The organism is Chryseobacterium gossypii (genome assembly GCF_041361455.1).
Taxonomy (GTDB): Bacteria; Bacteroidota; Bacteroidia; order Flavobacteriales; family Weeksellaceae; genus Chryseobacterium; species Chryseobacterium gossypii.
In genome coordinates, this window is sequence record NZ_JBGCUR010000012.1 from 15371 (window position 1) to 39841 (window position 24471).

26 protein-coding genes and 1 tRNA gene are annotated in these 24471 nt (G+C 37.4%); 10 read left to right on the forward strand and 17 right to left on the reverse strand.

The annotated features are described in order from the left end of the window. The first annotated feature begins 37 nt into the window (after nt 1-37). A complete protein-coding gene (locus tag ABMQ40_RS08490) occupies nt 38-997 on the forward strand; it encodes a DUF3810 domain-containing protein (protein ID WP_370898529.1) in 960 nt (319 codons plus the stop codon). A 373-nt stretch (nt 998-1370) separates the two neighbouring features. Here the strand turns inward: ABMQ40_RS08490 and ABMQ40_RS08495 are convergent, their stop codons facing one another. After that, nucleotides 1371-3074 carry a CocE/NonD family hydrolase gene (locus ABMQ40_RS08495; protein ID WP_370898531.1) on the reverse strand — a complete coding sequence of 568 codons (1704 nt, stop codon included), beginning with the start codon at nt 3072-3074 and terminating at the stop codon, nt 1371-1373. Between the two features lie 398 nt (nt 3075-3472). On the opposite strand from ABMQ40_RS08495, the gene ABMQ40_RS08500 reads away from it, so the two are divergent. The 7 genes from ABMQ40_RS08500 to ABMQ40_RS08530 all read left to right on the forward strand — a co-directional run bounded on the left by ABMQ40_RS08500 (nt 3473) and on the right by ABMQ40_RS08530 (nt 11382). Next, a complete protein-coding gene (locus ABMQ40_RS08500; protein ID WP_370898533.1) occupies nt 3473-3685 on the forward strand; it encodes a bacteriocin-like protein in 213 nt (70 codons plus the stop codon). A 9-nt stretch (nt 3686-3694) separates the two neighbouring features. Then, nucleotides 3695-4516: a GLPGLI family protein gene (locus ABMQ40_RS08505; RefSeq protein WP_370898535.1), complete on the forward strand. Its 822-nt coding sequence runs from the start codon at nt 3695-3697 to the stop codon at nt 4514-4516. A 140-nt stretch (nt 4517-4656) separates the two neighbouring features. Beyond that, a complete protein-coding gene (locus ABMQ40_RS08510; protein WP_370898537.1) occupies nt 4657-5460 on the forward strand; it encodes a GLPGLI family protein in 804 nt (267 codons plus the stop codon). Between the two features lie 234 nt (nt 5461-5694). Next, nucleotides 5695-7203 (forward strand): thioredoxin domain-containing protein, encoded by a 1509-nt coding sequence (locus tag ABMQ40_RS08515; RefSeq protein ID WP_370898539.1) that lies wholly within the window; start codon nt 5695-5697, stop codon nt 7201-7203. 300 nt (nt 7204-7503) lie between these two features. Further along, nucleotides 7504-9696 carry a peptidase domain-containing ABC transporter gene (locus ABMQ40_RS08520; protein WP_370898541.1) on the forward strand — a complete coding sequence of 731 codons (2193 nt, stop codon included), beginning with the start codon at nt 7504-7506 and terminating at the stop codon, nt 9694-9696. A gap of 117 nt (nt 9697-9813) precedes the next feature. Next, nucleotides 9814-10020, forward strand: coding sequence for a bacteriocin-like protein (locus tag ABMQ40_RS08525; RefSeq protein WP_370898543.1), 207 nt, complete (start codon nt 9814-9816; stop codon nt 10018-10020). Between the two features lie 63 nt (nt 10021-10083). After that, nucleotides 10084-11382 (forward strand): HlyD family secretion protein, encoded by a 1299-nt coding sequence (locus tag ABMQ40_RS08530; RefSeq protein WP_370898545.1) that lies wholly within the window; start codon nt 10084-10086, stop codon nt 11380-11382. 82 nt (nt 11383-11464) lie between these two features. Here ABMQ40_RS08530 and ABMQ40_RS08535 read toward each other — a convergent pair whose 3' ends face one another. From ABMQ40_RS08535 to greA, 8 genes are all read right to left on the reverse strand, one after another. Next, entirely contained in the window at nt 11465-11926 is a 462-nt protein-coding gene (locus tag ABMQ40_RS08535) for an Lrp/AsnC family transcriptional regulator (RefSeq protein WP_370898547.1), read from the reverse strand. Nucleotides 11927-12358: 432 nt separating this feature from the next. After that, nucleotides 12359-12432, reverse strand: a tRNA-Met gene (locus ABMQ40_RS08540). 44 nt (nt 12433-12476) lie between these two features. Beyond that, the gene (locus ABMQ40_RS08545) at nt 12477-13763 is read right to left on the reverse strand and encodes a peroxiredoxin family protein (RefSeq protein WP_370898549.1); all 1287 of its coding nucleotides are present in this window, start codon (nt 13761-13763) and stop codon (nt 12477-12479) included. 64 nt (nt 13764-13827) lie between these two features. Then, nucleotides 13828-14043, reverse strand: a complete 216-nt coding sequence (locus tag ABMQ40_RS08550; protein WP_370898551.1) for an Fjoh_0651 family PID-CTERM protein — start codon at nt 14041-14043, stop codon at nt 13828-13830. Between the two features lie 5 nt (nt 14044-14048). Beyond that, complete coding sequence (locus ABMQ40_RS08555) at nt 14049-16028, reverse strand: T9SS type A sorting domain-containing protein (protein WP_370898553.1); 1980 nt, start codon at nt 16026-16028, stop codon at nt 14049-14051. 78 nt (nt 16029-16106) lie between these two features. Beyond that, entirely contained in the window at nt 16107-17294 is a 1188-nt protein-coding gene (gene clpX / locus ABMQ40_RS08560; RefSeq protein WP_370898555.1) for an ATP-dependent Clp protease ATP-binding subunit ClpX, read from the reverse strand. Nucleotides 17295-17352: 58 nt separating this feature from the next. Further along, nucleotides 17353-17742, reverse strand: a complete 390-nt coding sequence (locus ABMQ40_RS08565) for an HIT family protein (protein WP_370898557.1) — start codon at nt 17740-17742, stop codon at nt 17353-17355. A 33-nt stretch (nt 17743-17775) separates the two neighbouring features. Continuing rightward, nucleotides 17776-18246, reverse strand: a complete 471-nt coding sequence (gene greA / locus ABMQ40_RS08570; protein ID WP_370898559.1) for a transcription elongation factor GreA — start codon at nt 18244-18246, stop codon at nt 17776-17778. 109 nt (nt 18247-18355) lie between these two features. Here greA and ABMQ40_RS08575 point away from each other — a divergent pair, with 109 nt between their 5' ends. Together ABMQ40_RS08575 and dtd are read left to right on the forward strand one after the other, a co-directional pair. Then, the gene (locus ABMQ40_RS08575) at nt 18356-18808 is read left to right on the forward strand and encodes a hypothetical protein (RefSeq protein WP_370898561.1); all 453 of its coding nucleotides are present in this window, start codon (nt 18356-18358) and stop codon (nt 18806-18808) included. Between the two features lie 2 nt (nt 18809-18810). Continuing rightward, nucleotides 18811-19260, forward strand: a complete 450-nt coding sequence (gene dtd / locus ABMQ40_RS08580; RefSeq protein ID WP_370898563.1) for a D-aminoacyl-tRNA deacylase — start codon at nt 18811-18813, stop codon at nt 19258-19260. Between the two features lie 78 nt (nt 19261-19338). Here dtd and ABMQ40_RS08585 read toward each other — a convergent pair whose 3' ends face one another. The 8 genes from ABMQ40_RS08585 to ABMQ40_RS08620 form a co-directional block, all read right to left on the reverse strand. Beyond that, nucleotides 19339-19851: a hypothetical protein gene (locus ABMQ40_RS08585; RefSeq protein ID WP_370898565.1), complete on the reverse strand. Its 513-nt coding sequence runs from the start codon at nt 19849-19851 to the stop codon at nt 19339-19341. A 43-nt stretch (nt 19852-19894) separates the two neighbouring features. Next, nucleotides 19895-20434, reverse strand: a complete 540-nt coding sequence (locus tag ABMQ40_RS08590; protein ID WP_370898567.1) for a hypothetical protein — start codon at nt 20432-20434, stop codon at nt 19895-19897. Between the two features lie 93 nt (nt 20435-20527). Continuing rightward, nucleotides 20528-21193: a DUF1361 domain-containing protein gene (locus ABMQ40_RS08595; RefSeq protein ID WP_370898569.1), complete on the reverse strand. Its 666-nt coding sequence runs from the start codon at nt 21191-21193 to the stop codon at nt 20528-20530. A 124-nt stretch (nt 21194-21317) separates the two neighbouring features. Further along, a complete protein-coding gene (locus tag ABMQ40_RS08600) occupies nt 21318-22571 on the reverse strand; it encodes a DUF4153 domain-containing protein (RefSeq protein WP_370898571.1) in 1254 nt (417 codons plus the stop codon). 28 nt (nt 22572-22599) lie between these two features. Then, entirely contained in the window at nt 22600-23085 is a 486-nt protein-coding gene (locus tag ABMQ40_RS08605) for a Coq4 family protein (protein ID WP_370898573.1), read from the reverse strand. Nucleotides 23086-23117: 32 nt separating this feature from the next. Further along, nucleotides 23118-23399, reverse strand: coding sequence for a hypothetical protein (locus ABMQ40_RS08610; RefSeq protein WP_370898575.1), 282 nt, complete (start codon nt 23397-23399; stop codon nt 23118-23120). Between the two features lie 66 nt (nt 23400-23465). Next, nucleotides 23466-23756 (reverse strand): winged helix-turn-helix domain-containing protein, encoded by a 291-nt coding sequence (locus ABMQ40_RS08615; RefSeq protein ID WP_370898577.1) that lies wholly within the window; start codon nt 23754-23756, stop codon nt 23466-23468. A 63-nt stretch (nt 23757-23819) separates the two neighbouring features. Beyond that, entirely contained in the window at nt 23820-24437 is a 618-nt protein-coding gene (locus ABMQ40_RS08620) for a hypothetical protein (RefSeq protein WP_370898579.1), read from the reverse strand. Between the last annotated feature and the right edge of the window lie 34 nt (nt 24438-24471).

Below are 24471 nucleotides of genomic sequence, written 5' to 3' on the forward strand. Positions count from 1 at the left end.
ATTTCTTTTGTTTTTTGCATTTTCCAAATCGGAAACGATGATTTCCGCTTTTGAATGTTTCTTCGAATGGCAAAAGAGATTGCATCAGATTCTTTTTTCCAGTATCTCCTTTTCGATTGGAGGCGTCTTATATATTTTACTGGGAGTAATCGTTTTATACCATATTATCCGGTGTTTCAAAAGGAACAGCAGGAACAGCTCTTTATTAAAGCTACTGGCCATCATCAATATCTTTTATTTTCTTTATCAGGTCTTCTGGGGGATGCTTTATTTCCAGACCCCGATCATCAAAAAGCTTTCAGGCCATAGCGAACCTGTTCCGGATAAAGCTAAAAGGCTGGCCTTAAAATATCTTGAAAAATGTAAGGAAACCAGAAAAAGGGTGAAAGAAGACAGGAACGGAATTTTTGTTGTTACTGATCTGAGATCTGTACAATCGGAAATCCTTGCACAACAAATGAAGCTTCCGGAATATATTTCAAATAAAAAAGCACCTTTGATCAATTCTTTCAAGCCAAGCCTGTTTAAAAGCCTTATGAGCTATACAGGCATTTTAGGGTATTACAATCCCTTCACTGCGGAGGCTCAGTATAATCCGGAACTGCCTTCTACATTCCTGCCTTTCACCTGCGCTCATGAGAGCTCGCATCAACTGGGCTTTGCCAGGGAACAGGAAGCTAATTTTACAGGGTATCTTATCGGAATCAATTCCAGTAATTTAGAACTGAGATACAGCACTGAATATTTTACTTTAAAAAGTTTACTGAACTTTCTTGCCGAAAAAGATCCTGATTTCGTAAAGTCTGTTATCCGGAATTATTCCCCGGCAATGCGCAGAGACAGGCTGTATGAAAAAGCATTTATTCTGAAGCACCAGGGATGGCTTGATGATTTCTTTAGCTTTACCAATAATTTATTTTTAAAAGGCAATCAGCAGGAAGGATCCGTTACTTATTCGTACTTTATTGACCTTCTTTTAAAGTATGAAAAGGAATAAAAATAAAAAAGAATCGTATCAGGCGATACGATTCTAAAAACACAAATGATGAAAAAAAATTTATTACCTTGACTTGTTCCCTCATTCAAGGCGATGTAAAAGTACAACATATTTTATAAATACAAAAACATTTTTATCCTTTTTTTAAACTTTATGAAAACTTTAAGATTTTTTAAGTTTTTTTGAGTTCACACATCATTTAACGGTCTCATTACAAAAGGCTTAAATAAATACAAAAAGTACATTTATAAATGTATTTTGATTAAAAAAAAACATAAAAACAAACGTTAGTTTAAATAAAATAATTCACTTTTTTGGGGTACAAAATAGAAACTCATTTTATGAAATTTTATCTCAGCTGAAAAATCATATATCAATTTAGAATTTTGCTTTGTGTGACCGGGATTTCTATATAGCTGTCATTATAAAGCCTGATCACCAATGGCTCTTTGGCATCTGCCATCGTTTCATCACTTACACTTCCGCCGGTTCCATAGTTAATTTCCCAGAACGGGCTTTTAACAACACCAATCATCGCCACCAACCTGCTTCCTTTATCTATCTTCCTGCTTACAAATTCAGCATTCTGTATGGGAAGTTCCGTTTTCCTGCCGGGTGTAAGCAGCTTTCTCTTTCCATTATTTCCAGCATAGCTCGCCCTCGAAAGATAGGTAGACAGCAGAAAGTATTTCCCATCCGGCATTTGTTCATACAGGTTTACATACAGATCAACGTCTTTTTTGTTGACTGAAAATTTCAACAGGCCTGAAAAGTTGCCCGTAAATTCTATAGGTTGATCAAATGGCTGCGAAGTGATCAACAGATTATTTTTAGTATAAATAAAATGATCGACAATATTATAGGAAAGCCCAAGCAATGCGTCAGCATCCGTACGGTCTTTGAGATCAACCTTTAATTCCAGGGGCCTTCCGGAATCTGATATGGAAGGAGACATTTCTGAATTTCCCAGATAAAACCTTAGCTTTTCTTTTTCAAAGGTATCCATAGAGTACGCATTCCTCCACTGGTTTGTCCCCATCACCTGATAGTTGATCTTATTTTTCAAGAATAAAGGCTTTTGCTTTCCTTTAAAGATATAATCCAGCCATTGGATCAAAATATCATTGATATTAATTTTAGCAGCCGGATCTATGGTGTATCCTCTGAAACGATCACTGATATTTCCTTGAGCACCGTAATGATCGTATGGGCCTATGATCAAATAATGCTCCGCATTTTTGTTATATTGATAATGTTGCTTAAAGTAATATAAAGCACCACGCTGGTTCCAGTCATAATAGCCTGTTATCGTAAGCACCGGAATATTGATTGCCGAAAATTCTTTTTTGTAGGGAATCATTTGCTGCCAGAATTGGTCATATCCGGGATGATCGAGCCAACGCTGAAAAATTACATTCTGCCTCCCACTCAGAGAATCAAGTTTTCTGAAAGCGATTCCGCTTTCGTACCAGGTTTTATATACGGAATTCCACTTCTTTTCATCATTAAAGTCTTTATAGTCTGTCATTTTTCCGCTGGTAATATGGCTCAGCCATCTTAACGAATACGTCATGAATACATTGTTACGCATGGGAAAATCCATGGTTCCGATTCCCACAGCAGCTTCAGGAATTATGGTTTTCAGGGCAGGATGTAGCTTTTTCGTTGCAGCCCATTGGCTGAATCCTAAATAGCTTCCCCCAATCATCGCGACTTTTCCGTTGCTCCAAGGTTGTTTAATGATCCAGTCTATGGCTTCATTCACATCTTCAGCCTCATGCTCGAAGGGTTCAATGCTATCGCTGCTCAGGTATTTTCCTCTTGTATGTAGAATTGCACCTGTATATCCATTATTCACAAGGTTATTAACAAGATCGATGTTTTTTTTGTCCGGATAAATTGTATTGACGAGAATTGTGGTTTGTGGTTCTTTATTTTTATTAAAAATCAAGGTCAGAGAAAGCGTTGCATTGTTTTTTGTATGAATGACAATACTGTCAGAAACTTTAAGATCTATTTTTTGGCAAAAAAAACAGCTATAATATAAAACGAAAATTATTAAGAAACTTTTCTTCATCTGAAATAAAAAGCATCTAATTCAGATGCTGACTATTTGATTTTTCAAATTTTTTATTTTTTTCCTTAACGATTATTCTGCTCTTTTATTAAGCAGATATAATCCTGGAAATTTTTCTAATATTGAATTAGTATATTAAATATTGTTGTAATTATCAGATTATCACTAAAAATCGGATTTTACAAATGTATGCAATTTTGCAAAAAGTTTGAAATAAATTGCAAAAAAATCGCAAATCATTTTTCACTGATCATAGATTTTTTTTATTTACTTTGACAATATTGATAAAGCGCTTTAATCCAATTTATATTTGCGCAAATATAGATTGAAACTGATCAGGAAGCCCATGTCAGGGATTGTATGACAAAGCAAATTTTAATTACTCTAAAAATCAAAAGATGAAAAATTTAAAAAAGCTTTCGAGAAGTAAATTGAGAGATTTAAACGGTGGAGTAGCAGAAGAAGGTAGCTGCACGAGATGTGTAACCTGCTCAAATGGCATGAGATCATGTGCAACTGACACTATTGGAAATTGTGACTGTGCAGAAAACTTAGCCCAGGCAATGTGTAAAAAATGGGATAAGGATAAGATTTACCCTTATCCGTTTTAAATTTTAATTATGAATAATATTTTCTTTACATTATTCTTATTTTTATTGCAGCAGTTTTATTCTCAGAGTTATCAAGCAACTTATGATTTTGATTATAAAAGAGACTCAACAAGCAATAACTATTTTACAGTAAGCATGATTTTAGACATTGAGAAAGATCACTCAAAATTTTATTTTCAAAAGTTGCTTAAAATAGATTCGTTAATAAGAAAAGGAAAACGGATGTCTTTTTTTTCCCCGATTCAACAAATTGTAAAGAGAAAAACAAATACATTTGATTATGAAAATTTTGTGAACGTCGCAGATTTGTATTACAGTTTTGCTTCTACAGACAAAATAAATTGGAAAATATCCGATTCTATAAAAAACTTCAATAATTATAAATTACAAAAAGCAGAAGCTAATTGGGCAGGAAGACAATGGATAGCGTGGTTTTGTTTGGATATTCCCACTTCTGAAGGCCCTTACAAATTCAAAGGCCTTCCTGGTCTTGTCATGATTTTAAAAGATACTAAAAACAACTTTAAATATACTCTTACTTCTTTTAAAGCCTCCAATTTAAAATATAATACTCAAAATATAGTAGAAACAAATCTGGGAAATGTTCCAATAAAAATTAATCTCACACAATATCAAAAGTTATTATTAAATGAATATGAGAACCCCTTCAGTGAATATGAAAACATGAAAGGGACTGATTGGCAATTAACTATTTACGACAGGAAAATCAATACAATTGAAGGGCTTAAGGAAATAAAAAAACAATATCAAAACGATATTAAAAAGAATTATAATCCCATAGAACTTGATAAGGCTGTGAAATATCCTTAGTAACAACTATATTATGAAATACACATGATATATTTTCCAAAGAAAAACGAAACCGGATATACTGTTGATTGCAATTATAATCCTTATGCTACAGGATTTATTAGAAGGCTAAAAAAATTAAGTCATACACCTATATTATTATGAATCATAAAATTTTAAGTTTAATACTCATCTTTTTCTCTTATAACTTTTATACTCAAAATTTTCGTCTTGATTATCAGCTTATCTATAAAGAAGATTCCTTAAGCTCCGGGACAACGAATAAAAATATGATACTTTTGGTTCAGGGAGGTAAATCTAAATTTTTGACTGAAAAGCAATACAAAGTAGATTCGCTTAAAAGTGGCGGATCTATAGATTCTGTTTTAGGAGATAATAGTTTTTTAGCTATTAACCATGAAGAGAATTTAAGTTTTAAATATTATTTTTTTATTAAAGATGTGTACAAAATAAAAGAATTTGTAAAACTGAGTTGGGAACTAATCCCTGAAACAAAAAAAATAAGTACCTTCCTTTGTAGAAAAGCAATTTTAAAATATAAAGGAAGAACCTGGGAGGCATGGTATACTCAAGATTTGCCGATTCAGGCAGGCCCGTATATATTCCGGAATTTACCCGGATTAATAGTTTATATGGAAGATTCTACTGGTTCTTACAAATTTAACCTTCTTTCAATAAAGAAAAGATCCGATACTTTAGATTTTGAGAATATGTATAAAGAAGCGATTAACATCTCGGAAAAGCAGTTACAGAAGGTATATTTAGATTATTACAGTGATCCTCTAAGAGAGATAAGATCAGAAAGTGCGAAAACAAAATTTATAGATGAAAAAGGAAAAGAGGTAAAGCCTGATTTTAGAGAAATGACAAAAACAATTCAATCTCGTCTGAAAAAATATAACAATCCAATAGAATTGTCGGAAGCTATAAAATATCCGGATTAATTTAAAGTTTGAGAAGATTTCCATTAAACCAATGGTTTTCCAGCTTACTATTGGTCTTTTAATACCTATCTAAAATTGATAAATCATCCTATTGCAGTCGGATACATTGAATTATTAGCGGGCCAACCGATTACCCGTTATAAAACATCCATAAGATTTTAAATATGTCACCTGTTTACGGGAAAGTATTTGTATTTTCAAAACATCTAATGTATTTTAGTTAAAAATATTAATATGTTATTGGATAAACTAATCAACTATTTAAAACTTGATAAACAGGAATTCCTTTTCCAGTTTAATTCCCACCCGAATTATCCTTCGGCATTGGCATTCAGTGATACTCTGAATTTTATGGGGGTAAGAAATGATGCTTATGAGCTGGATAAAGAATACTGGGATGAACTTCCGGAAGAGTTTATTGCCATTGTGGATAATTCTTTTTCACTGGTAAAGAAAACGGGGAACAATTACGCCGTGTACTCGGACAAGGCAAAAACACTTAACAGGGAAGAATTATACAAAAGCTCAACTGATTTTGTATTATTGTTTGAAAAAACAAACCATGCGGAAAGCAAGCCCATCATCAGCTTCAGGCCTTTTGTTTATGCCATTTTAGCAATTTTCGCCATCTATACCCTGTTGAATCATACCTGGTATGAGGCCCTTTTCAATATTTTATCGTTAGCCGGTGTATATATTTCCCTGGAAATCTTCAACCAGAAATTTGGCAATACTTCTGCTGTTATCGGCAGCATTTGTGGAGATACGTCCGCTAATCCTACAACCAACTCATGCCATAAAATCATCAGTCAGGATAAGACCAGCATTTTAGGATTAAAATTCTCCGATTTTTCTTTAATTTATTTTATCGGACTCTCCGTATTAGGGTTGTTCCTGCCGGACACAGCATTTATAATTAAAGGGTTCACCTTTGTCTCCGTCCTGGCGATAGCTTATTCCTTATACATACAGGGATTTGTTGAAAAGACCTTTTGCAGGGTCTGCCTTCTGATCATATCAATTTTGGCCGCACAGCTGGCAATAGGTATTTTATTTTTCAAGAATTTATTTTTTGCTCCTCAATTGCTTTTGCTAACCCTTGCCCTGTGGATCATCTCTTTTGCCGTGGTCCTATATCTCAGCAATATTCTTGAAGAAAAGGAAACACTCCAAAAATCCAACGCCAAAAATTTAAGGTTCAAACGCAATTATGAGCTTTTTAAAGCTCAGCTTTTAGAAAATGAAAAAATAAATTTCAGTGACCACACTACTTTTTCTTTAGGGAACAAGGATGCCAGACTTCATATAGCCATTGTCTCCAATCCTTATTGCGGATTCTGTAAAGATGCCCACAGGATCATCGAAGAGCTGATGGAAAAATATCCTAATGACATTTCGGTACAGATGAGATTTAATTATTCTCCTGACAGGGCCGACGAGAAATATACCCGCCTTCTTTCAGATTTTATGCATATCTATAAAAACAGACCGGAGGAAGAATTTCTGAAAACCGTTGATACCTGGTTTGAAAGTAAGGATGAAAACAAAATCAGACAGGTTGCGGGTAACCCTTCCGGCTTTGAAGATCTGTCTCCTTTGGCAAGGATGTCGGCAGAAAACATTAGCGCCGGACTCAGCTTCACTCCCGTATTCATCATCAATGGGCACCAATTCCCGGACAAATATGACCGCGAAGATATTTATTACTTTATTGATGAATTATTAGAAGATGAAGAGGATTAGTGTAATAAAGATCAGAGAAAATTCACTAATTTAGGAAATTTAAATGTCACCCGAATAATATAGACTTAACTGGAACAGACATTTTTGTATACAGGATAAAATTATTATTTTAGGGAACAATAAATCAGAAAATAAGCCATTATGAATGCTTAAAAAACCAATATATGATGTAATCCCTGGAGGATCTTCGCACATGTATTATTGTAATAAGTATTGTCATTAAGAGTTTAACTTTAAAATAATAAGAAAAGTTGTCGTCAAAATGACGGCAATTTATTTAATATAAAATATTGATAATCATTGAAACCATTTCCTTTTTATCGTCAGCCTGATGCTAAAGATTGCGGCCCTACCTGCCTTAGAATTATCAGCAAATATTACGGGAAGAGTATTTCCCTGCAGCAGATCCGTAATCTTTCAGAAACCACAAGAGAGGGCAGCAGCCTTTTAGGCTTAAGTGATGCTGCAGAAGATTTGGGCTTTCGCTCTTTAGGAGTACAGATTGATTTTAATACCCTGGCCGGGGAGGTTCCATTTCCATGTATCGTACACTGGAACAAAAATCACTTTGTAGTAGTCTATAAAATTGACAAAAAAAATAAAGTATATATTTCGGATCCTAGCTACGGACTGATCACCTATACCAAAGAAGAATTCATCAAACTGTGGATCGGGGAGAATGCCAATGAAAATACCGAAGAAGGCATTGCCCTTATTTTGGAAACAACGCCTGTGTTTTTCCAGACCGAGTTTGATGATCAGGAAAGCAAGGCCAGTTTTTCTTTTCTTTCCAAATACCTGCTGAAATATAAGTCCCTCGTGATCCAGCTGGCTATAGGGCTTCTGGCAGGAAGCTTACTGTCATTGATATTCCCCTTCCTCACCCAAAGTATCGTAGATGTAGGGATACAAAACCAGGACCTGAATTTCATCTATCTGGTCTTGCTGGCCCAGATCATGCTGTTCATGGGAAGAATGGGGATCGAGGTTATCCGGAGCTGGATCCTTCTTCATCTTTCAGCAAGGATCAATATTTCCATTATCTCCGATTTCTTTATCAAACTCATGAAGCTTCCCATCAGTTTTTTCGATACAAGGATGACCGGCGATATTATGCAGAGAATCAATGATCACCACAGGATAGAACAGCTCCTCACCAGTTCATCCCTGAATACCTTATTCTCACTTGTAAATCTTATTATTTTCAGCATTGTTTTATTATTCTATGATTACAGACTGTTTATCGTTTACCTGGTGGGGGCGTTTGCCTATATCGGATGGATCAGTTTTTTCCTTAATAGAAGGAAAGAGCTTGATTATAAAAGATTTTCCCAGGTATCCCAGGAGCAAAGTAAGGTAATAGAGCTTATCAATGGTATGCAGGAAATTAAAATGCATAATGCCGAAAAGCAGAAACGCTGGGATTGGGAATTTTTACAGGTAAAATTATTTAAAATAAGAATCAAATCCCTTTCACTGGAACAATGGCAGTCCGTAGGGGGAAATTTTATTAATCAGATGAAAGATATTCTGGTCAGCTTTCTTTCAGCCAAGCTTGTCTTAAGCGGAAACCTTACACTGGGGATGATGCTTTCGGTACAATATATCATCGGCCAGCTCAATAGTCCTTTGCTACAGCTTATAGACTTTATTAAGCAGACCCAGGATGCTAAAATTTCATTGGAAAGACTGGGAGAAATCCATGATAAAGAAGATGAAGAGAATAAGGATGAACAATATGCCTCTGATCTTCCGCAAAAAGATATAGAAATAGAAAATGTATCGTTCAGGTATATCGGTTCGGATTCTTATGTTTTTGAAAATTTGAATCTGACGATCCCCTATCAGAAAACTACTGCTATCGTGGGGGCCAGTGGCAGTGGAAAGACTACCCTTTTAAAACTGTTAATGAAGTTTTATGAACCGAACGAAGGCGAAATAAGACTCGGAAATACAAAACTGCAGAATGTTTCCCCAAGGTTCTGGAGAGATCATTGCGGGGTGGTGATGCAGGAAGGCTACGTCTTCAATGATACCATTGCCAACAATATTGCCATCGGGGAAGATTATATAGATAAGCAAAAGCTAAGGAAAGCTGTAGAGATTGCCCATATCAAAGATTTTATTGAAGGATTGCCTTTAAGCTATAATACCAAGATCGGCAATGAAGGTCTGGGTGTGAGCGGCGGGCAAAAACAGAGGCTTTTCATTGCCCGGGCCGTTTACAAATCACCGGAATACATTTTCTTTGATGAGGCTACTTCCGCACTGGATGCGAACAATGAAAAAATCATTATGGAGAATCTTGAACAGTTTTTTAAAGGCAAAACTGCTATCGTTATCGCACACAGGCTTTCCACGGTAAGGCATGCCGACAAGATCATTGTTCTGGATAAAGGAAAAGTAGTGGAAGAAGGTAACCATTCAGAATTGGTGGCATTGAAAGGCGAATACTACAGACTGGTGAAAAATCAGCTGGAGCTCGGGAATTAGTTCCTGTGTATGATCCGGGATCTACAGGTGAATCACCTATGCAGAAAAACAAAAGAAACTTGGAAAATAATCTGTTTTTTCGCTAACTTCACCTAACCAACTCTAAATCTATACGTTATGAAAAATTTAAAGAAAATCGGGAGACAAGATCTCAAAGAAGTATACGGTGCCGGGCCGGTTCCTGCTTATCCGTGTAATTGTTTCTGTTATATCAATAATGTAAAGCAATGGAACCCATGCAACCAGTACTGTCCCGGAGGCGTTGTGATCCCGGGCGTTGAGCCTGGAAATGATCCTAAATGCGACTATAAGTTACCGTTATAACAGATCTTATGAAAAGTAATCAAAATCCTAAGCTTAGGATTTTGATTTTTAAGCAACCTATCAATGGAAAAAGACATTTTAGACAATATTGAACTGCGTTCGGAAAGCGTTCAGGATATTCTTACCCAACCTCCCCACTGGATGATCCGTTGGGGAAATACCATCATATTTATTATTCTGATACTCATTTTGATCATGAGCTATATAATAAAATATCCGGAATTCATTCCGGCACCTATTATTGTAACTTCGCAGAACCCCCCTGAAAAGCTGGAAGCCCGGACTAATTCTAAAATAGAAAAGATCTTTATAAAGAACCATCAGGAGGTCAGAAAGAATGATGTACTCATGGTAATGCAGTCCACCGCCAATTATAAGGATGTTTTGGAACTGAAAAAAATAGTGGATTCCATAGCTCCTGACCAGCTTTCTTCTTTTCCGCTCCGCGAGACCTCTCATTTCAAGCTTGGAGAGCTTCAGGGAGATTACAATAGTTTTGCAAAGGCATTTCAGGATGAGCAGCTGTTTACCCGGCTTCAGCCTTATGCTCCTGAAAATCTGGCTGCTAATCAAAGTATTTCCGAATACAGGGTGAGAATTGCAACCCTCAAACAGCAGAAAAATCTGGAATTAGCCAAATATGAGCTTTCGAAAAAAAGCTATCAGCGTTCCCAGGAATTATTTAACCAGGGAGTTATCGCTGCGGTAGAGCTTGAGAATGAGAAGGTGAAATATATTCAGGCCCAGCAAAACCTTGAAAATATCACCATTTCATTATCCCAGATGGAAGAAGCCATTGCCAATCTTCATAAAACCAAAAGCGGAGCAGCCATTAATACCGAAAAAGACAAGATCACCTACTCTTCCCAGACGCTACAGCTGTTTGAGCAATTGAGAAAAGCTTTGAAGCAGTGGGAACAAAACTACCTTGTGGTCTCCTCTACCGACGGAGTAGCCAGCTTTCAGCAGTTTTACGGAGAAAATCAGTTTGTAAAGACCGGCGATGTTATTTTGTCTATTCTTCCAAGGAATAAAGAGCAATTAGTGGGCAGGATGTCTGTACCTTCTACCAATTCAGGTAAAATTGTTCCCGGAGAAAAAGTATTGATCAAATTGGATAATTACCGTTTCCAGGAATATGGAATTGTTGAAGGCAAAGTACAGAACATTTCCCTTTCTCCTGATGACAAGGGGAATTATTACGTGGATGTGATCTTACCGAAAGGCCTGAAGACCACCTATAATAAGAATCTTCCTTTTGACAAAGAGCTTAAGGGAAGTGCTGAGATCGTTACCCAGGATTTGAGGCTGATCGAGAGGTTTTTCTACCAGATCAGGAAGTTATTGGGATATCAAAGCTGATATCCCGAAGAAAAGCTATAGAAACCTTACCACCCACCGTATGATGACCCATAACCGCAGGGATTAACCCACCCGAATTATTCTATATTGTCAAACCATGGGTATTCTTTACCTGCGCCATTACGAATGTACTGTGGGTGCTTCCTATTGACTGCACAGAACCCAGGATATTGAAAACAAAATTCTGATATTGCTTCATGTCCCGTACATAAACCTTGAGGAGAAAATCAAAATCACCGGATATGCTGTAGCATTCCGCCACTTCTTCAATTTCCAGGATTTCCCGCTCAAATTCCACGGCCAGGTAGCTATCATTACTTTTTAATTTTAATTGACAATAGACGGTGAATCCAAGGTTAAGCTTTTCCGCATCCAGAATAGCTGCATATTTCTTAATATACCCTTCCTGTTCAAGTCGTTTAACGCGTTCAAAAACAGGCGACGGAGATAGGTTAACTTCTTTAGCAAGCTCTTTAACCGTAAGTTTTGCATCTTTTTGAAGAAGCCTGAGCAACTGCAGGTCTTTATCATCAAGGTGTTCCATAGAATATTATTCTTTAAATGTTGATATCTGCCCAAAGATAAAGAATTTTGTTCTTCATATACATTATTACACAGAATAATTTACTTAATTTATATTAATCCATTGCCAATTTATTCTTTATATCTATTTTTATATAAGTCAATAAAATTGATGGATTTTTTGACAATTCTACAAAATAAAAAGTAAAGGGAATATTTATAGAGAGAGATCACTCTAACCGGAGCGGTCTCTTTTTAAGATTGAAAAGTATTTTATAAAAATTTAAGAAGTTTTACACTCAACTTATTAATCTTAGGGAAAGCAGCGTACGAATGTATAGCTGCTTTTTTTAGCACCTTAATCTTATACTTACTTAGCTGCGGTTTTTAAAATTAATTGCTGGTACTAACAAAAAAGGTTGTAAGAAAATTTCTTACAACCCTTTACTTATTGTAGCGAAGACGGGATTTGAACCCGTGACCTTTGGGTTATGAATCCAACGCTCTAACCACCTGAGCTACCTCGCCGTTTTGGTGGTGCAAATATAGAAAATATTTGCTTATCACCAAAATTATTTTATCTTAAAATAATCCAAAACATCGCCTACATGGTCTGGTTTGCTGATTATCTTATTGTTAGCATCTAAAATAAAATACGAAGGTGTGGCATGTACATTATAGGTTTCCACATAGCTGCTGTTCCATCCCTTCAATTCGGTATCATTTATCCATGGAAATGCTGAGATCCTGTTAGTATAGGAATTTTTATCCACATCTAAGGACAGACCGACAATCTGAATATTTTTAGCTTTTAAATCATTATATTTTTCCAGAAGCTTTGGAAGCTCAGTCTCACAGTGGGAGCATGTGGATGACCAGAAAACGACAACCTTTTTATCCGCTTTTACTCCATGAAGGGACTTAGCAGTTGTATTTACAGCTGATTGGAATTTATAATCAGGGAATACGGCTCCTATTTCAACATTTGCATTGGACTTCAGTGTAGAGGCAAGCCTGTCAGTAATGGTACATTTAAGGTTTTTGGCCATATTAAGGTACTTATCCTTAAACTCTTTCATGTCATACACATCGAAAATATCAATTAATTCTGATAGAACGGTTTGCCCTCTCGGAGTTTCCACCTTCACCCTGTCAAGAAGTTTATCCACCGAACCGCTAACGTTGGTATTACCGCCTGCATTAAGATAAGCCACCAGTAAAGGTCTCAATAAAGAAGAGGTTTCCAGCATTTCATTAGAGGTGTCTATAAAATTGATGATATCATCCTGGGTCACCTTCTTCCCGTTACCATCAGATAAAAAATTATTATAATTCGTATTATAATAGTATACAAAAGGATGCTGTGCCTGGTCTATGGTCCCAAGCTGGCCGGATAACCTGCTGATCTCAGCATTTAATGCCTTCCCGAAATCTGAATTGTCTTTATAGTATTCCTTAATCTGGGATAAAGCCGGCAATATCAGTTGTTTTTTCTGGGTACTTTCCTGCAGTTTACTCATCAGTGAATTGGCTTCATCCTGATAAATAATATCCTTAATTTTATTATTTTGAGTATCGAGCTTAATGCTTACGTTTTTGTTCTCGGAAATAAAATTAAAACTATTGTTGCTACCGGGAAAATAGACTTTCATCATACCCATATAGTTATCAGGATATTTAAAGGTCCAGATATTATTTTTACTTGGCTGCTTCGTAACAATAATATCCTTAGATCCGTTTAATGTGTAGAGGATAGCGTCTTGATCTTTAAAGTCTGCAGGTGCCTGAATAGTTACTGTAAATTGTGCCTGTAAAGCAAGGGTCGTAAGTACTGTTGATAGTATATAAATCTTTTTCATGGGGTAAAAATAAAAAAACTCCCTGACTAATCAGAGAGTTTAATATTATTTTAATAAAATTTTATTATGATATTTTCTTGCCCGAGTATTTCTTTGTAAAGAACACAATGAACATTACTGCAATAATCCCTAATACATATACATACATATCTATAGGAGAAGCCTGCCCACCTGTTCCGTGGCCCCCGGTTGATCCGCCCCCAGGGTTTGGTGGCTGCGCATTTACCAGAAAAGTAAATAGAAGAGAAAGAGCAAATACTAGCTTATTTATAGTTTTCATATTTTTTATTTTAATATTTTAGTGTTAACAGTTTCCCCTTTGTCAGAAACAATTTTTACAACATAAGAGTTTTTAACCGCATTATCTAATTCAATCACAAAATCTCTAGATGTGTCAACTGCTTTCTTGGAAAGAACAAGTTTACCACTCATATCATAAACTTCAATATCTGCTTTCTTCCAGTTAGGATCAAATCTAACAATATAATTAGTAATTTCCGGATTATATACTACCATTGTTCTTGATGGTGTCGCAACAGATTCGGAAGCTAGAACTCTTTCTGGCTCACCATAATACAGGTCATATTCTGCTCCTGTTACAGGAATTACAGCACCTTGTACCGCTGGTGTCGGCGTTCCGTTCGGAGCTTTGTAGTAGAACCCTATCCCTGAAGATAATTGGTGTGTTCCGTTTGATACTAATTCAGCGTTCTCTCTGATCTCAAATTTATATGATTTGATTGCAGAACTATAATTAACAAGTTTTACATTTTTCCCTTTAAAGTTGTTCTCATTAGCTTCATTGATATATAGCCAATACTGAGAAGTGTAGTTATTATCATAACCTCCGGTAAGAGCTTCCTCAAAAGTACCTACCACATTAGCTCCGCTGGCCGCGGCCTGGATACTGGTAGCAGAAGAAGTCTGGTGACCTGTAGTAGCGGTAGGAGTAACAACGTAATAGGTTCTTCCCACCTCATTTCCTGCAGCATCTAAGGCAATCACCCCAAGCTGCTTCACATTCCCTGTTTTAGCAGTGGTCTGAGAATTCTTAGCAGCGGTAACACTATAATCTGTACCTGCAGCTCTCACAGTATTACTGAATCTTCTAAGTGTTTCGAAGTTCAATGTCTGAGGTGTGTTATCTCTAAGCTTTATGATAAATGGCTGCATCGGCTTAATAATCAATCCGATATCACCTACAGGCGTACCATCATTGTTAAAAGTTTGGATTTGAGCTCCGGTAGAATAGGTTGTCCCGTTAGGATAGGTTACAACGGTACCGGCTGTATATTCAACTCCCCAAAGGTTAGTAATATTATTTCCGTCTGTTACACCTGTATTTTCCACATATCCGATTCTGGACAAATCCAAATTGGTAAAGTATGGGTTTCCGAGCTGGTAAATATTTTTACCGTAAGTGCCCTGCCATGCTCCCGTAGTATTGTCAAATTGGTCCTGAAGATAGGTGTTGTATTTTTCGTTGTACTGGTTAACATTGTTCCCGGTAGGTCCGAAGTTAACTGTAGACCCGGCTCCCTGTAAGTTTACCATTGTAGTAGAAGCACTTGAAGGAATCGGTGCTCCGTGAAGCGTAAACACTGAACCGGCCGGTGTAGGTGCAATAGTTGGTAAAGTTGCAGGTGGCGTACTTAAGTCAAGGTTATTGTTTTTTGACCCTAACATATAGTACACAGGAGCGGCTGCAGTAGTATTGGACAAACTGGTAACGTGATTGGAAACCACAAGAGGGTTATTCCATGTCAGTATTTCATTTTGTGAATATCTGGCAGTACTGAATGCTTTCGCTAATTCTGTTGATAAGGAACTGAATGCTTTTCCGGCAAACGGCAGGGCAATTTGCTGGAAGTAATTTCCATTACCGTGCTTCGCTGTTCTGTACTCTTTACTTACGATCCCGGTAAGGTTTGCAGCTGAAATTCCGTTGATGTACAACTGTCCGTAAGTAGAAGTTTCATAGTTGGCAGGGTCATTAAGTCTCAAGACGACATTTCCCCCGTCAGTTTTGGCAGCACCCCCGGTAGTGATGGTTTTGAAGGCATCAGCAGCAGTAGCGTCGATCATAACATTACCGTGGATGTCCATGATACCATTACCTCTTGTCTGTATACCACCTCCGGTATACAATAGTGTGCCTTCACTTACATATGTATTGGCGGTGTCATCTACGTGTAGTAAAACATTCTGCGCCTGAACAGAATAACCCACGGCCAATAGACCAATAGCAAATAAACTTTTTCTCATTGTATATAATTATTTGTGCGTTAATACAATATCTCAACCGCAAAGGTATGATTTTTTTTCTAACAAAAAAAAAATATTTTATTTATTAACAAAAATATTATCTCTGGTTAATATTATTTCTTTTTCCTCTCCTATGGAAAACATATAGTCTTCAAGAACTTTTTCCGTGGTCCCTCTCAATCCCCGGGCACCAAGCCCTTTTTCAATGGTCTCATCAACAATTTTTTCTATGGCTTCATCTGTAAAAACCAGGTTGGCCCCATCCATTTTAAATAATTCCACAAACTGGTTCACAATTGAATTTTTAGGTTCTTTCATGATCCTCACCATGGTCTCCTTTGTGAGTTTATCAAGATAGGTAATGATCGGAAATCTTCCCAAAAGTTCGGGAATTAATCCGAAAGAACGAAGATCAATAGCATTAATATTTGTTAATATATATTCATCTTCATCCACTTTATTGATTTTTTCAGAGCTGAAGCCTATCGCCTGTTTGTTCAGCCTTCTTTCGATGATCTCTTTAATCCCGTCAAAAGCCCCTCCGGCAATGAACAGGATATTCTGGGTATTTACCTGAATATATTTCTGGTCAGGATGCTTTCTTCCCCCCTGAGGCGGAACATTCACAATACTTCCTTCCAGCAGTTTCAGCAGCCCCTGCTGAACCCCTTCCCCCGAAACGTCTCTTGTGATGCTCGGATTATCAGATTTCCTTGCGATTTTATCAATCTCATCGATAAACACGATTCCTTTTTCAGCTTTTTCAACATCATAATCAGCAACCATTAAAAGCCTTGAAAGAATACTTTCAACATCTTCTCCCACATATCCTGCTTCCGTCAGGATCGTAGCATCCACAATACAGAAAGGAACATTTAATTCTCTTGCTATGGTTTTGGCCAGCAGGGTTTTACCCGTCCCTGTCTCACCGATCATAATGATATTTGATTTTTCAAGCTCCACTTCCCTGTTTTCATCCTGGGCATGAAGTAATCTTTTGTAATGGTTGTAGACTGCAATGGCCAGCTGTTTCTTAGCCTGGTCCTGCCCGATTACATATTGATCAAGAAATTCCTTGATCTCTTTGGGTTTTTTCAGTTCTTCTATATTTTCTGCGGGTGAAAATCCGGCCTTAGAGACACTGTCTTTTATAATGGCATGAGCCTGCTCTATACAATTCTCACAAATAAAGCCGTTCTGACCGGAAATCAGCATCTGCACCTCATTTCTTTTTCTGCCGCAGAAAGAGCATTGGTTTGAATTCATTTTAATAATATAGTATATGACAAAGAAATCGTAAAATTGTTTTTACGATTCCCGATTTTTAAGCGTTAATAATTGAGTTCTGAATTTCAGTATATTCTTTTTCCGATAATTTCAACCTTTCGTTCCTGAAATTCATATCTTCCATTTTATTTAAAGGGATCAGATGGATATGGGCATGCGGAACTTCCAGTCCCACAACGGCCACTCCTACCCTCACACATGGTATTGCACTTTTGATTTTCTTAGCCACCTGCTGGGCAAATCCCCAAAGGTTCTTGTATTCTTCGCTTTCCAGATCAAAAATCAGATCGATTTCTTTTTTAGGGACTACCAGGGTATGCCCTTTCACTAATGGCATCGCGTCTAAAAAAGCGACAAAGTTTTCGTCTTCCGCGACTTTGTAAGAGGGAATTTCACCATTAATGATTTTTGTAAATATTGTACTCATTTTACCAGAAATTAGAATATTTTAGTCAGCCTATTATAAAGAGATCTCCAGTACTTCAAAAGACAACTTGTTTCCGTTCGGTAAAACGATTTCTGCAGTTTCACCTACCGCCTTGCCCAATAAGCCTTTTGCAATAGGGGTATTTACAGAAATTTTCCCGCTTTTCAGATCACTTTCATTATCCGGTACCAATGTAAATACCTGTTCCTGCTTCGTAGCATTATTTTTAAGCTTCACCGTCGTTAAGATGGAAACTTTTGAAGTATCTAACTGGCTTTCGTCTATAATTTTAGAAGTAGCTATAGCATCTTTCAGCTTAGAAATTCTCATTTCCAGCATACCCTGGGCTTCTTTAGCCGCATCGTACTCTGCATTTTCAGACAAATCTCCCTTGTCCCTAGCTTCTGCGATCTGCTGGGTAATTTTTGGTCTTTCCACAGTTTCCAACTGTTCCAGCTCAGCTTTCATTTTCTCTAATCCCTCCTTTGTTACATAGCTTGCCATAATTTTCAAAATTTAGTTTTAGTATAAAAAAATAATCCGACATTTGCCGGACAATGTTTTCTTGTAATATTCGTTTAAAGTTTTACAAATATATAAAATTTAATTTGAAATGAAAAAAACTTTTTCAACACTTTCAATTATCACTTTACTGATATTCAATAATTTAATTATAAACTCATGCGGAAGCAGCGAAGACACGGTAAGTTGCTTCCCAGACACCCCCATCAATGTAAGCTTAAATCTCAATTTTCCCGCATACTATTCCCTGAACCAGGTAGGGGGATGGGTATATATTGATCAGCAGCAATCGGGAACGAGAGGCCTGATCGTGGTAAGAGCTTCCGATACCACCTTTAAGGTATATGACAGGAATGCTCCCCATATTTGTCCCGATACTAATACCACACTTGAGGTTCAGGATAATATCAGGGTGGTATGCCCCAAGGACAATGCCCAATGGATATTGTTAACAGGGCAGCCTACCGCTGTTGCCAACGTTCCACCGAAGACATACCTCTATAATTTCAATCCATCCACAAAAGATTTAAACATTTATTATTAATAATGAAGGTCGTTATTCAGAGAGTTTCGGAAGCCAGTGTAAAGGTGGACGGAAAAGTCGCAGGAGAGATCGGAAAGGGCTTAATGCTTTTGGTAGGCATTGATGAAGATGACGAAAGTTCTGATGCGGACTGGCTGGTCCAGAAGATTCTAAATCTCAGGATCTTCGGGGACGAGGCGGGAAAGCTGAACCTTTCCGTAATGGATATCTCCGGGGAAATTCTGTGTATCAGCCAGTTTACTTTAATTGCTGATTATAAAAAAGGGAACCGTCCTTCTTTCATTAAAGCCGCCAGACCGGATAAGGCCATTCCCCTTTTTGAATATTTTAAAGAAGAGCTGGCAAAATCCGGGCTGAAAACCGCAAGCGGGATTTTCGCAGCGGATATGAAGGTTTCCCTCATTAATGATGGCCCGGTAACCATTGTAATGGATAGCCGTACGAAAGCATAACGTATTCTATTCCGTATATTAAAACAAAAGCGTCTCTCAGATTGAGGGACGCTTTTCAAAAATAAACTTTTATAAAAATTAATTGGCAGGAACACTGCTGAAGTTGAGTGCAACTTTGATGTTCATATCTGAACTTGTCTGATTTTTCAGTTCATAGACGGTTCTTACCGTAACCCCCGCGCTTTTTACAACTTCATCCAGAAATCCTGTATTGTTCAGATCCAGGTTTAAGCTGGATGCGTCTGATGAGATATTGGTCCTGGAAGCTACCAGCCTTTCACCTGTACCATTGGACGATATATATACTTTTATGGATTTAAAAGCGCTTAAATTTCCTCCGGATGGTGATACTACCGATACTTTCGCGTCAGAAATCCTGACATCTTTGATTTTTGCGTTGTTATTACCTCCAAACCATGTTTGAACATTAGAGGCTGTTGCCGTGGAGGAGATCTCTTTATCAGCCGGAACTCCGGTTGAAACCAAAACATTTGCGGTATAAGGAAATGTATTCTGAACCAGTGATTGTACGGTTCCACAGCTCACAAGCGCCACCGAAGCAACTGCCGCTGTTAAAAATATATTTTTCATAATGGTGAAACTTTGAAGATTAGTTTGCAGAAATTGTACCAAATTATTCCACACTTACCGTAAAATTTCCTTTTGTATTTCCGGATGCCATATTACTTTTCCCTATGATCAGCCATACTTCTCCTTTTTCCTTAATATCATAAGTAATGTCTCTCCCGAAAGGTCCGTCATAATCTCCGCCAGGCAATCTGATCTGGTTAAAGCGGATGTTGAAATCTTTTTCCTTTGTGGAAATACTGGCTTTGAGATTCGGCTTATCATAATTTGAAATTTTCAGGATAAGCTCCTGATTTTGATCCGTGAACTCTTCTCCAAAGGTAAATGGAAGCTGAGAGGCGTCCGCTGTCCTTATGATCTGCCCGTCTTTTATATCCCTCATCACTCCTTTGCTTAGAACTGCCTTGGTTGCAGGCGCATTATTAATGATCGAATCTTTTTTTCTCATTGCAGCAGAATCCGTTCCGGCCTGCGAATCGGGTTGTGCGGTGACAGCCACCGAATCATGGCTTGCCGTTTCTGTAACGTTTCCTTCTTTTTTACAGGAAATAATGATCAGCGGGATTAGCAATAATAATTTTTTCATAGCAATTTTTTATAATGTTTTCTGGTTATAGCTACTTGCAGGTATAATCCGAAGCTAAAACCGTTCCACAAACCCCAGTAAAAGTGAAAACATTCAGGATTTTCTGCCTGCCCACCTTCTTTCCGGATTAATTACCCAATGCATAAAATTAAGTAAAACACCCATCAGTATCGTCATTCCCCAAGTTCTGGGATGATGAAAAGGATAAATGCATCTTTCCGTAATATCATTAAACAGTCCGGAGGGATCATGCAGGATATCCCAGCTATTCCATCTCAGAAATCTGCCCAGGTAAACACCGAAGCCGTTCAGGAAAAGCAGGAAAACAGCCAGGATATTCACGGTATACCTGTTAAAATGATCTCTGAGCAAATCTTTGATATCATTCAGGCTGGCAAATCCGAAGATCAGCCCTGTCCAGGCAAAGGAAAGAATCATGATCAGATCGTACCAGAGAGGAACCGGACTCCTCATTTTAAGATGAAGAAGGTCCGTAAATATGTAAGGCGAATTGGGAAAAAACAGCACCCACATTGTAATGGCAATGCCCAGCAGTACCTTGCTTCTGATATTCCGGATCACCAGATAACTGCTGATCACAAAAGGAATACAGGCCAGTAACAGGTTTTTATTCAGAAACAAAAATATCTTCGTTTCACTTATATAATATCGAAAAACTGACATGCCGAGGCAAAATCCTGCCATCAGCATCAAAAGCAGGCTGATATTCCACCTTGAGCTTTCTTCAGGTTTTTTCATTACTCCGGAGTGTTAATGGTTTGATAGTACAGGATTTTAGATAAGAAGCTTTCCTTTTGCCGAATCTTCACTTTATTTAAGATTTCTGATTTCAGCTTTTCTTCATGCTTTTCTTCAGCATATTTCAAAAGCGGCTTTTCACTGAAATTAACGGACTGTTTATGGAAATCCACATCAAAATTTTGCGGGTGATATTTTGCGAGGTGATCAGGCAACCCCAGTTGATATAGCTGCAAAACAGTATCGTTCCGTAGAAATACCAGGCCATGGTATTGAAAAGGAATGCGTTTCTTTTCCTCATCTGTATTTTTATAAAGGTCAGGATAAGGCCTATCAGTGATAATACCAGGAAAGCGCATACCCCTAACCTCTTATAGGTATAACCATAATTTATGATATATTCAAAATTCTTCATCATGGCGGAAAATATCAGAACAGCATTGAGGAAGATCCATATCTTGGCTAATATCTTCAGCAAACCCGCTTTAGGATCAAAATTAAAGGCAGACTTAAAGTAAAACATGATCACCAGGATCGCCATAATGATAGAAGCGATCACGGCATTTACCCTTTCATGGGTTTCCTCCGAAAGCTGAACCGGAGATTTCCCTGCTTCGTAGAACTGCTCGTAGTTATAAGTAACAATAAAGAAAACCAACAGGATATTCAGCAGGAAAAACGAAATCACTCCGCTGGTTCTTTCGGCATCAAGATCAAGAAAAGAATAGGAGGGTTTCAGAACTTTGTCTTTTTCCATGAAATCATTGTTCAGAACATGATTCTGTTTATATATCAGCCTTTCAACGGTATAGTTCCAGTAATTGAATGCAATAAAAAATCCTAAAGCCGTAACGACTAATAACTGCCAGAGATTAATGTCTATTTCAATATTCGCAAAGAGGTTTGCAAAATGATCACTTCCCACGGAATAGACAGCAAAGAAAACAGCTACGAGTATCAGCGGGATCAAAACAAAGGCCAGTGTTTTCTGCCACAGCCCCGGGATATTTCTTTTCGGAAGCCATCCATCAAAATGGAAAAATCTGCATATTGAAGTAAAACCGTTTACAATAAGAACAGGAATCAGCAAAAGCATTTTCATCCTTCTGTTTCTTGACCGGTATGACAGGAGCAATAGTGAGCTTACGACAGCCAGGAAAGAGGAAAAGTCACCATACCAGGCAAAAGCGATGCTGGACAGTATAGTAGTCACAAAAAAAATAAAAAATGTCCTCGTTCTGTTTTTTTCCAGGGTCCTGTAAAGAGTGAGCAGAGAATAAAGTATTCCTAAAATACCAAGGTTAAGACCGATATTTTCATTGTAAAATAAAATTACAAATAAGACGGTCGTAAGAAATATATATTGATGGGTTTTCATAGGGCTTGGTTTGAGATTAATTAGTCCGTTAAAAATGTACCGGGGTTTGCTTTTGCCGGATAAAATCTTTCAGGTGTTCGAAATTCTGCCAGAGCAGGGCTTCAAAGTCCATGTGATGGAAAGGTCTCATATTCTGTCCTTTTTTATAGGCACGGATGTACATGGCCAGGTATTCAGGAAGGAGCAATGTTCCTAAAGCTATGGCTGCAAGAAGATGGGCATTCAGCTTGCCATTCCCCAGAAGCAGATACTGCATGGCGATCTCATCCTCAAAGTTGGTCCCGCAGTCTGTGATCAGGTGATGCACATCATGGTTTTCCATTTTGGGAATCATCGTAAAGCCGTGTTTCTTATAAAACTCTCCCAGTTTTCGCCCTAAAGAATCTTCCTGAAACTCCAATAGCTGCTTTTCATTGAATTGCCACTGTCTTTTTTTCTTTTTAAAGTATTTCCTGTATAATTTTTGTGTTTTCTCGTACACAAAAAGAAGCAATTTAACGCGTATTCTTTTCATAATTTATTCGGTATTAATTGATACTTCCTGTTCTAGCTTCCCGCAAACGGGCTTCCGAAAATCCCGACGGCCAGCTCAGCCCAGATTAAAAACAATACCAGTAAAATAACCATGACAATCATCAATTTTGAAAGAAAAGTTTTTTTTGCCATGACTGTCCTGTGTATGAAGAAGGCAGCTCCAAAGAGCAATACTGCCGCAATGATAAAATCAAACGGTGACCAGTTCCAGCCTTCCATAAAGAGATTTCCTAAAAATGCCGTACCCAATAATAAAGCCGGTACAGCGAAAATGAACATTGTTTTTTGTTTCATTGTGAACATATTTTAAAATTATAAAGTACTTTGTATTTCAAAGTTAAAAAGCAAAAAAAATTTATCCTACTTCCAGATCAGTTTTTCTAAAGCATTCAGATGTTCAGTAAAAGCCTCTCTTCCACTTTGTGTTACCCTGTATGAAGTTTTTGGTTTTTTCCCGACAAATTCTTTCTTCACTTCTATATACCCGGCTTTTTCCAAAGCATTGCTATGGCTCGCCAGGTTGCCATCCGTAATTTCCAGTAAACTCTTCATCTCCGAAAAATCAACCCAGTCGTTGACCATAAGAACAGACATGATGCCTAATCTCACACGGCTTTCGAATTCTTTATTGAGTTGATTTATTTTTATCATATCCAGGTTTCTGACTTATTTAAAAGTTATATAAAATATTACTTATTTAACAGATTATTCCAGTTATTTATATTTTTTATGCATGATCAATCCATAAACGATATGCAAAATTCCGAAACCAAAAGCCCAGAAGAGCAGTCCCCACCCCAAAAAGAATATGGAAACCAGTCCCAAAACAATCTGGCAGTACCCCAAATATTTAATGTCTGTAAGTGTATATCTTTCAGCATTTACGAGGGCGATTCCATAAAAGATCAGGGTTGCCGGTGCTACCAAAGGAAAAAGATGATGGTATAAAAGAGCCAGGCAAACCACTCCTCCCGTCACCAGAGGAACAGAAAACGTGATTAACAATCGTTTTGTGGTGGCATCCCAGATCTTAAGCCCTTTTTTTCTGCTTTTGCTAACCGTAAAGAAATATCCGCTCAAAACAGCAAAAAACAAGATCAAAATCCCGATGATGATAAGTTTCCTGACCAATGCCGGGCTATAAATGTTTCTTTCCCCATCAAAATAATCTATCCCTTCCCTCTGGAAAACAAAATATGCATAAGCAGCACCTATAAGTGCTACCAGCCCAGCAAAAACCCCGGATAATCCGCTTAAGGAAATAAACCTGGATGAACGCTCCATCATGGAACGGATATGGGATAAGTCTTCGTGATAGTTTTTTGAATCCATATAAAGAACTTTGAAATACAAAGTTATAATTTAT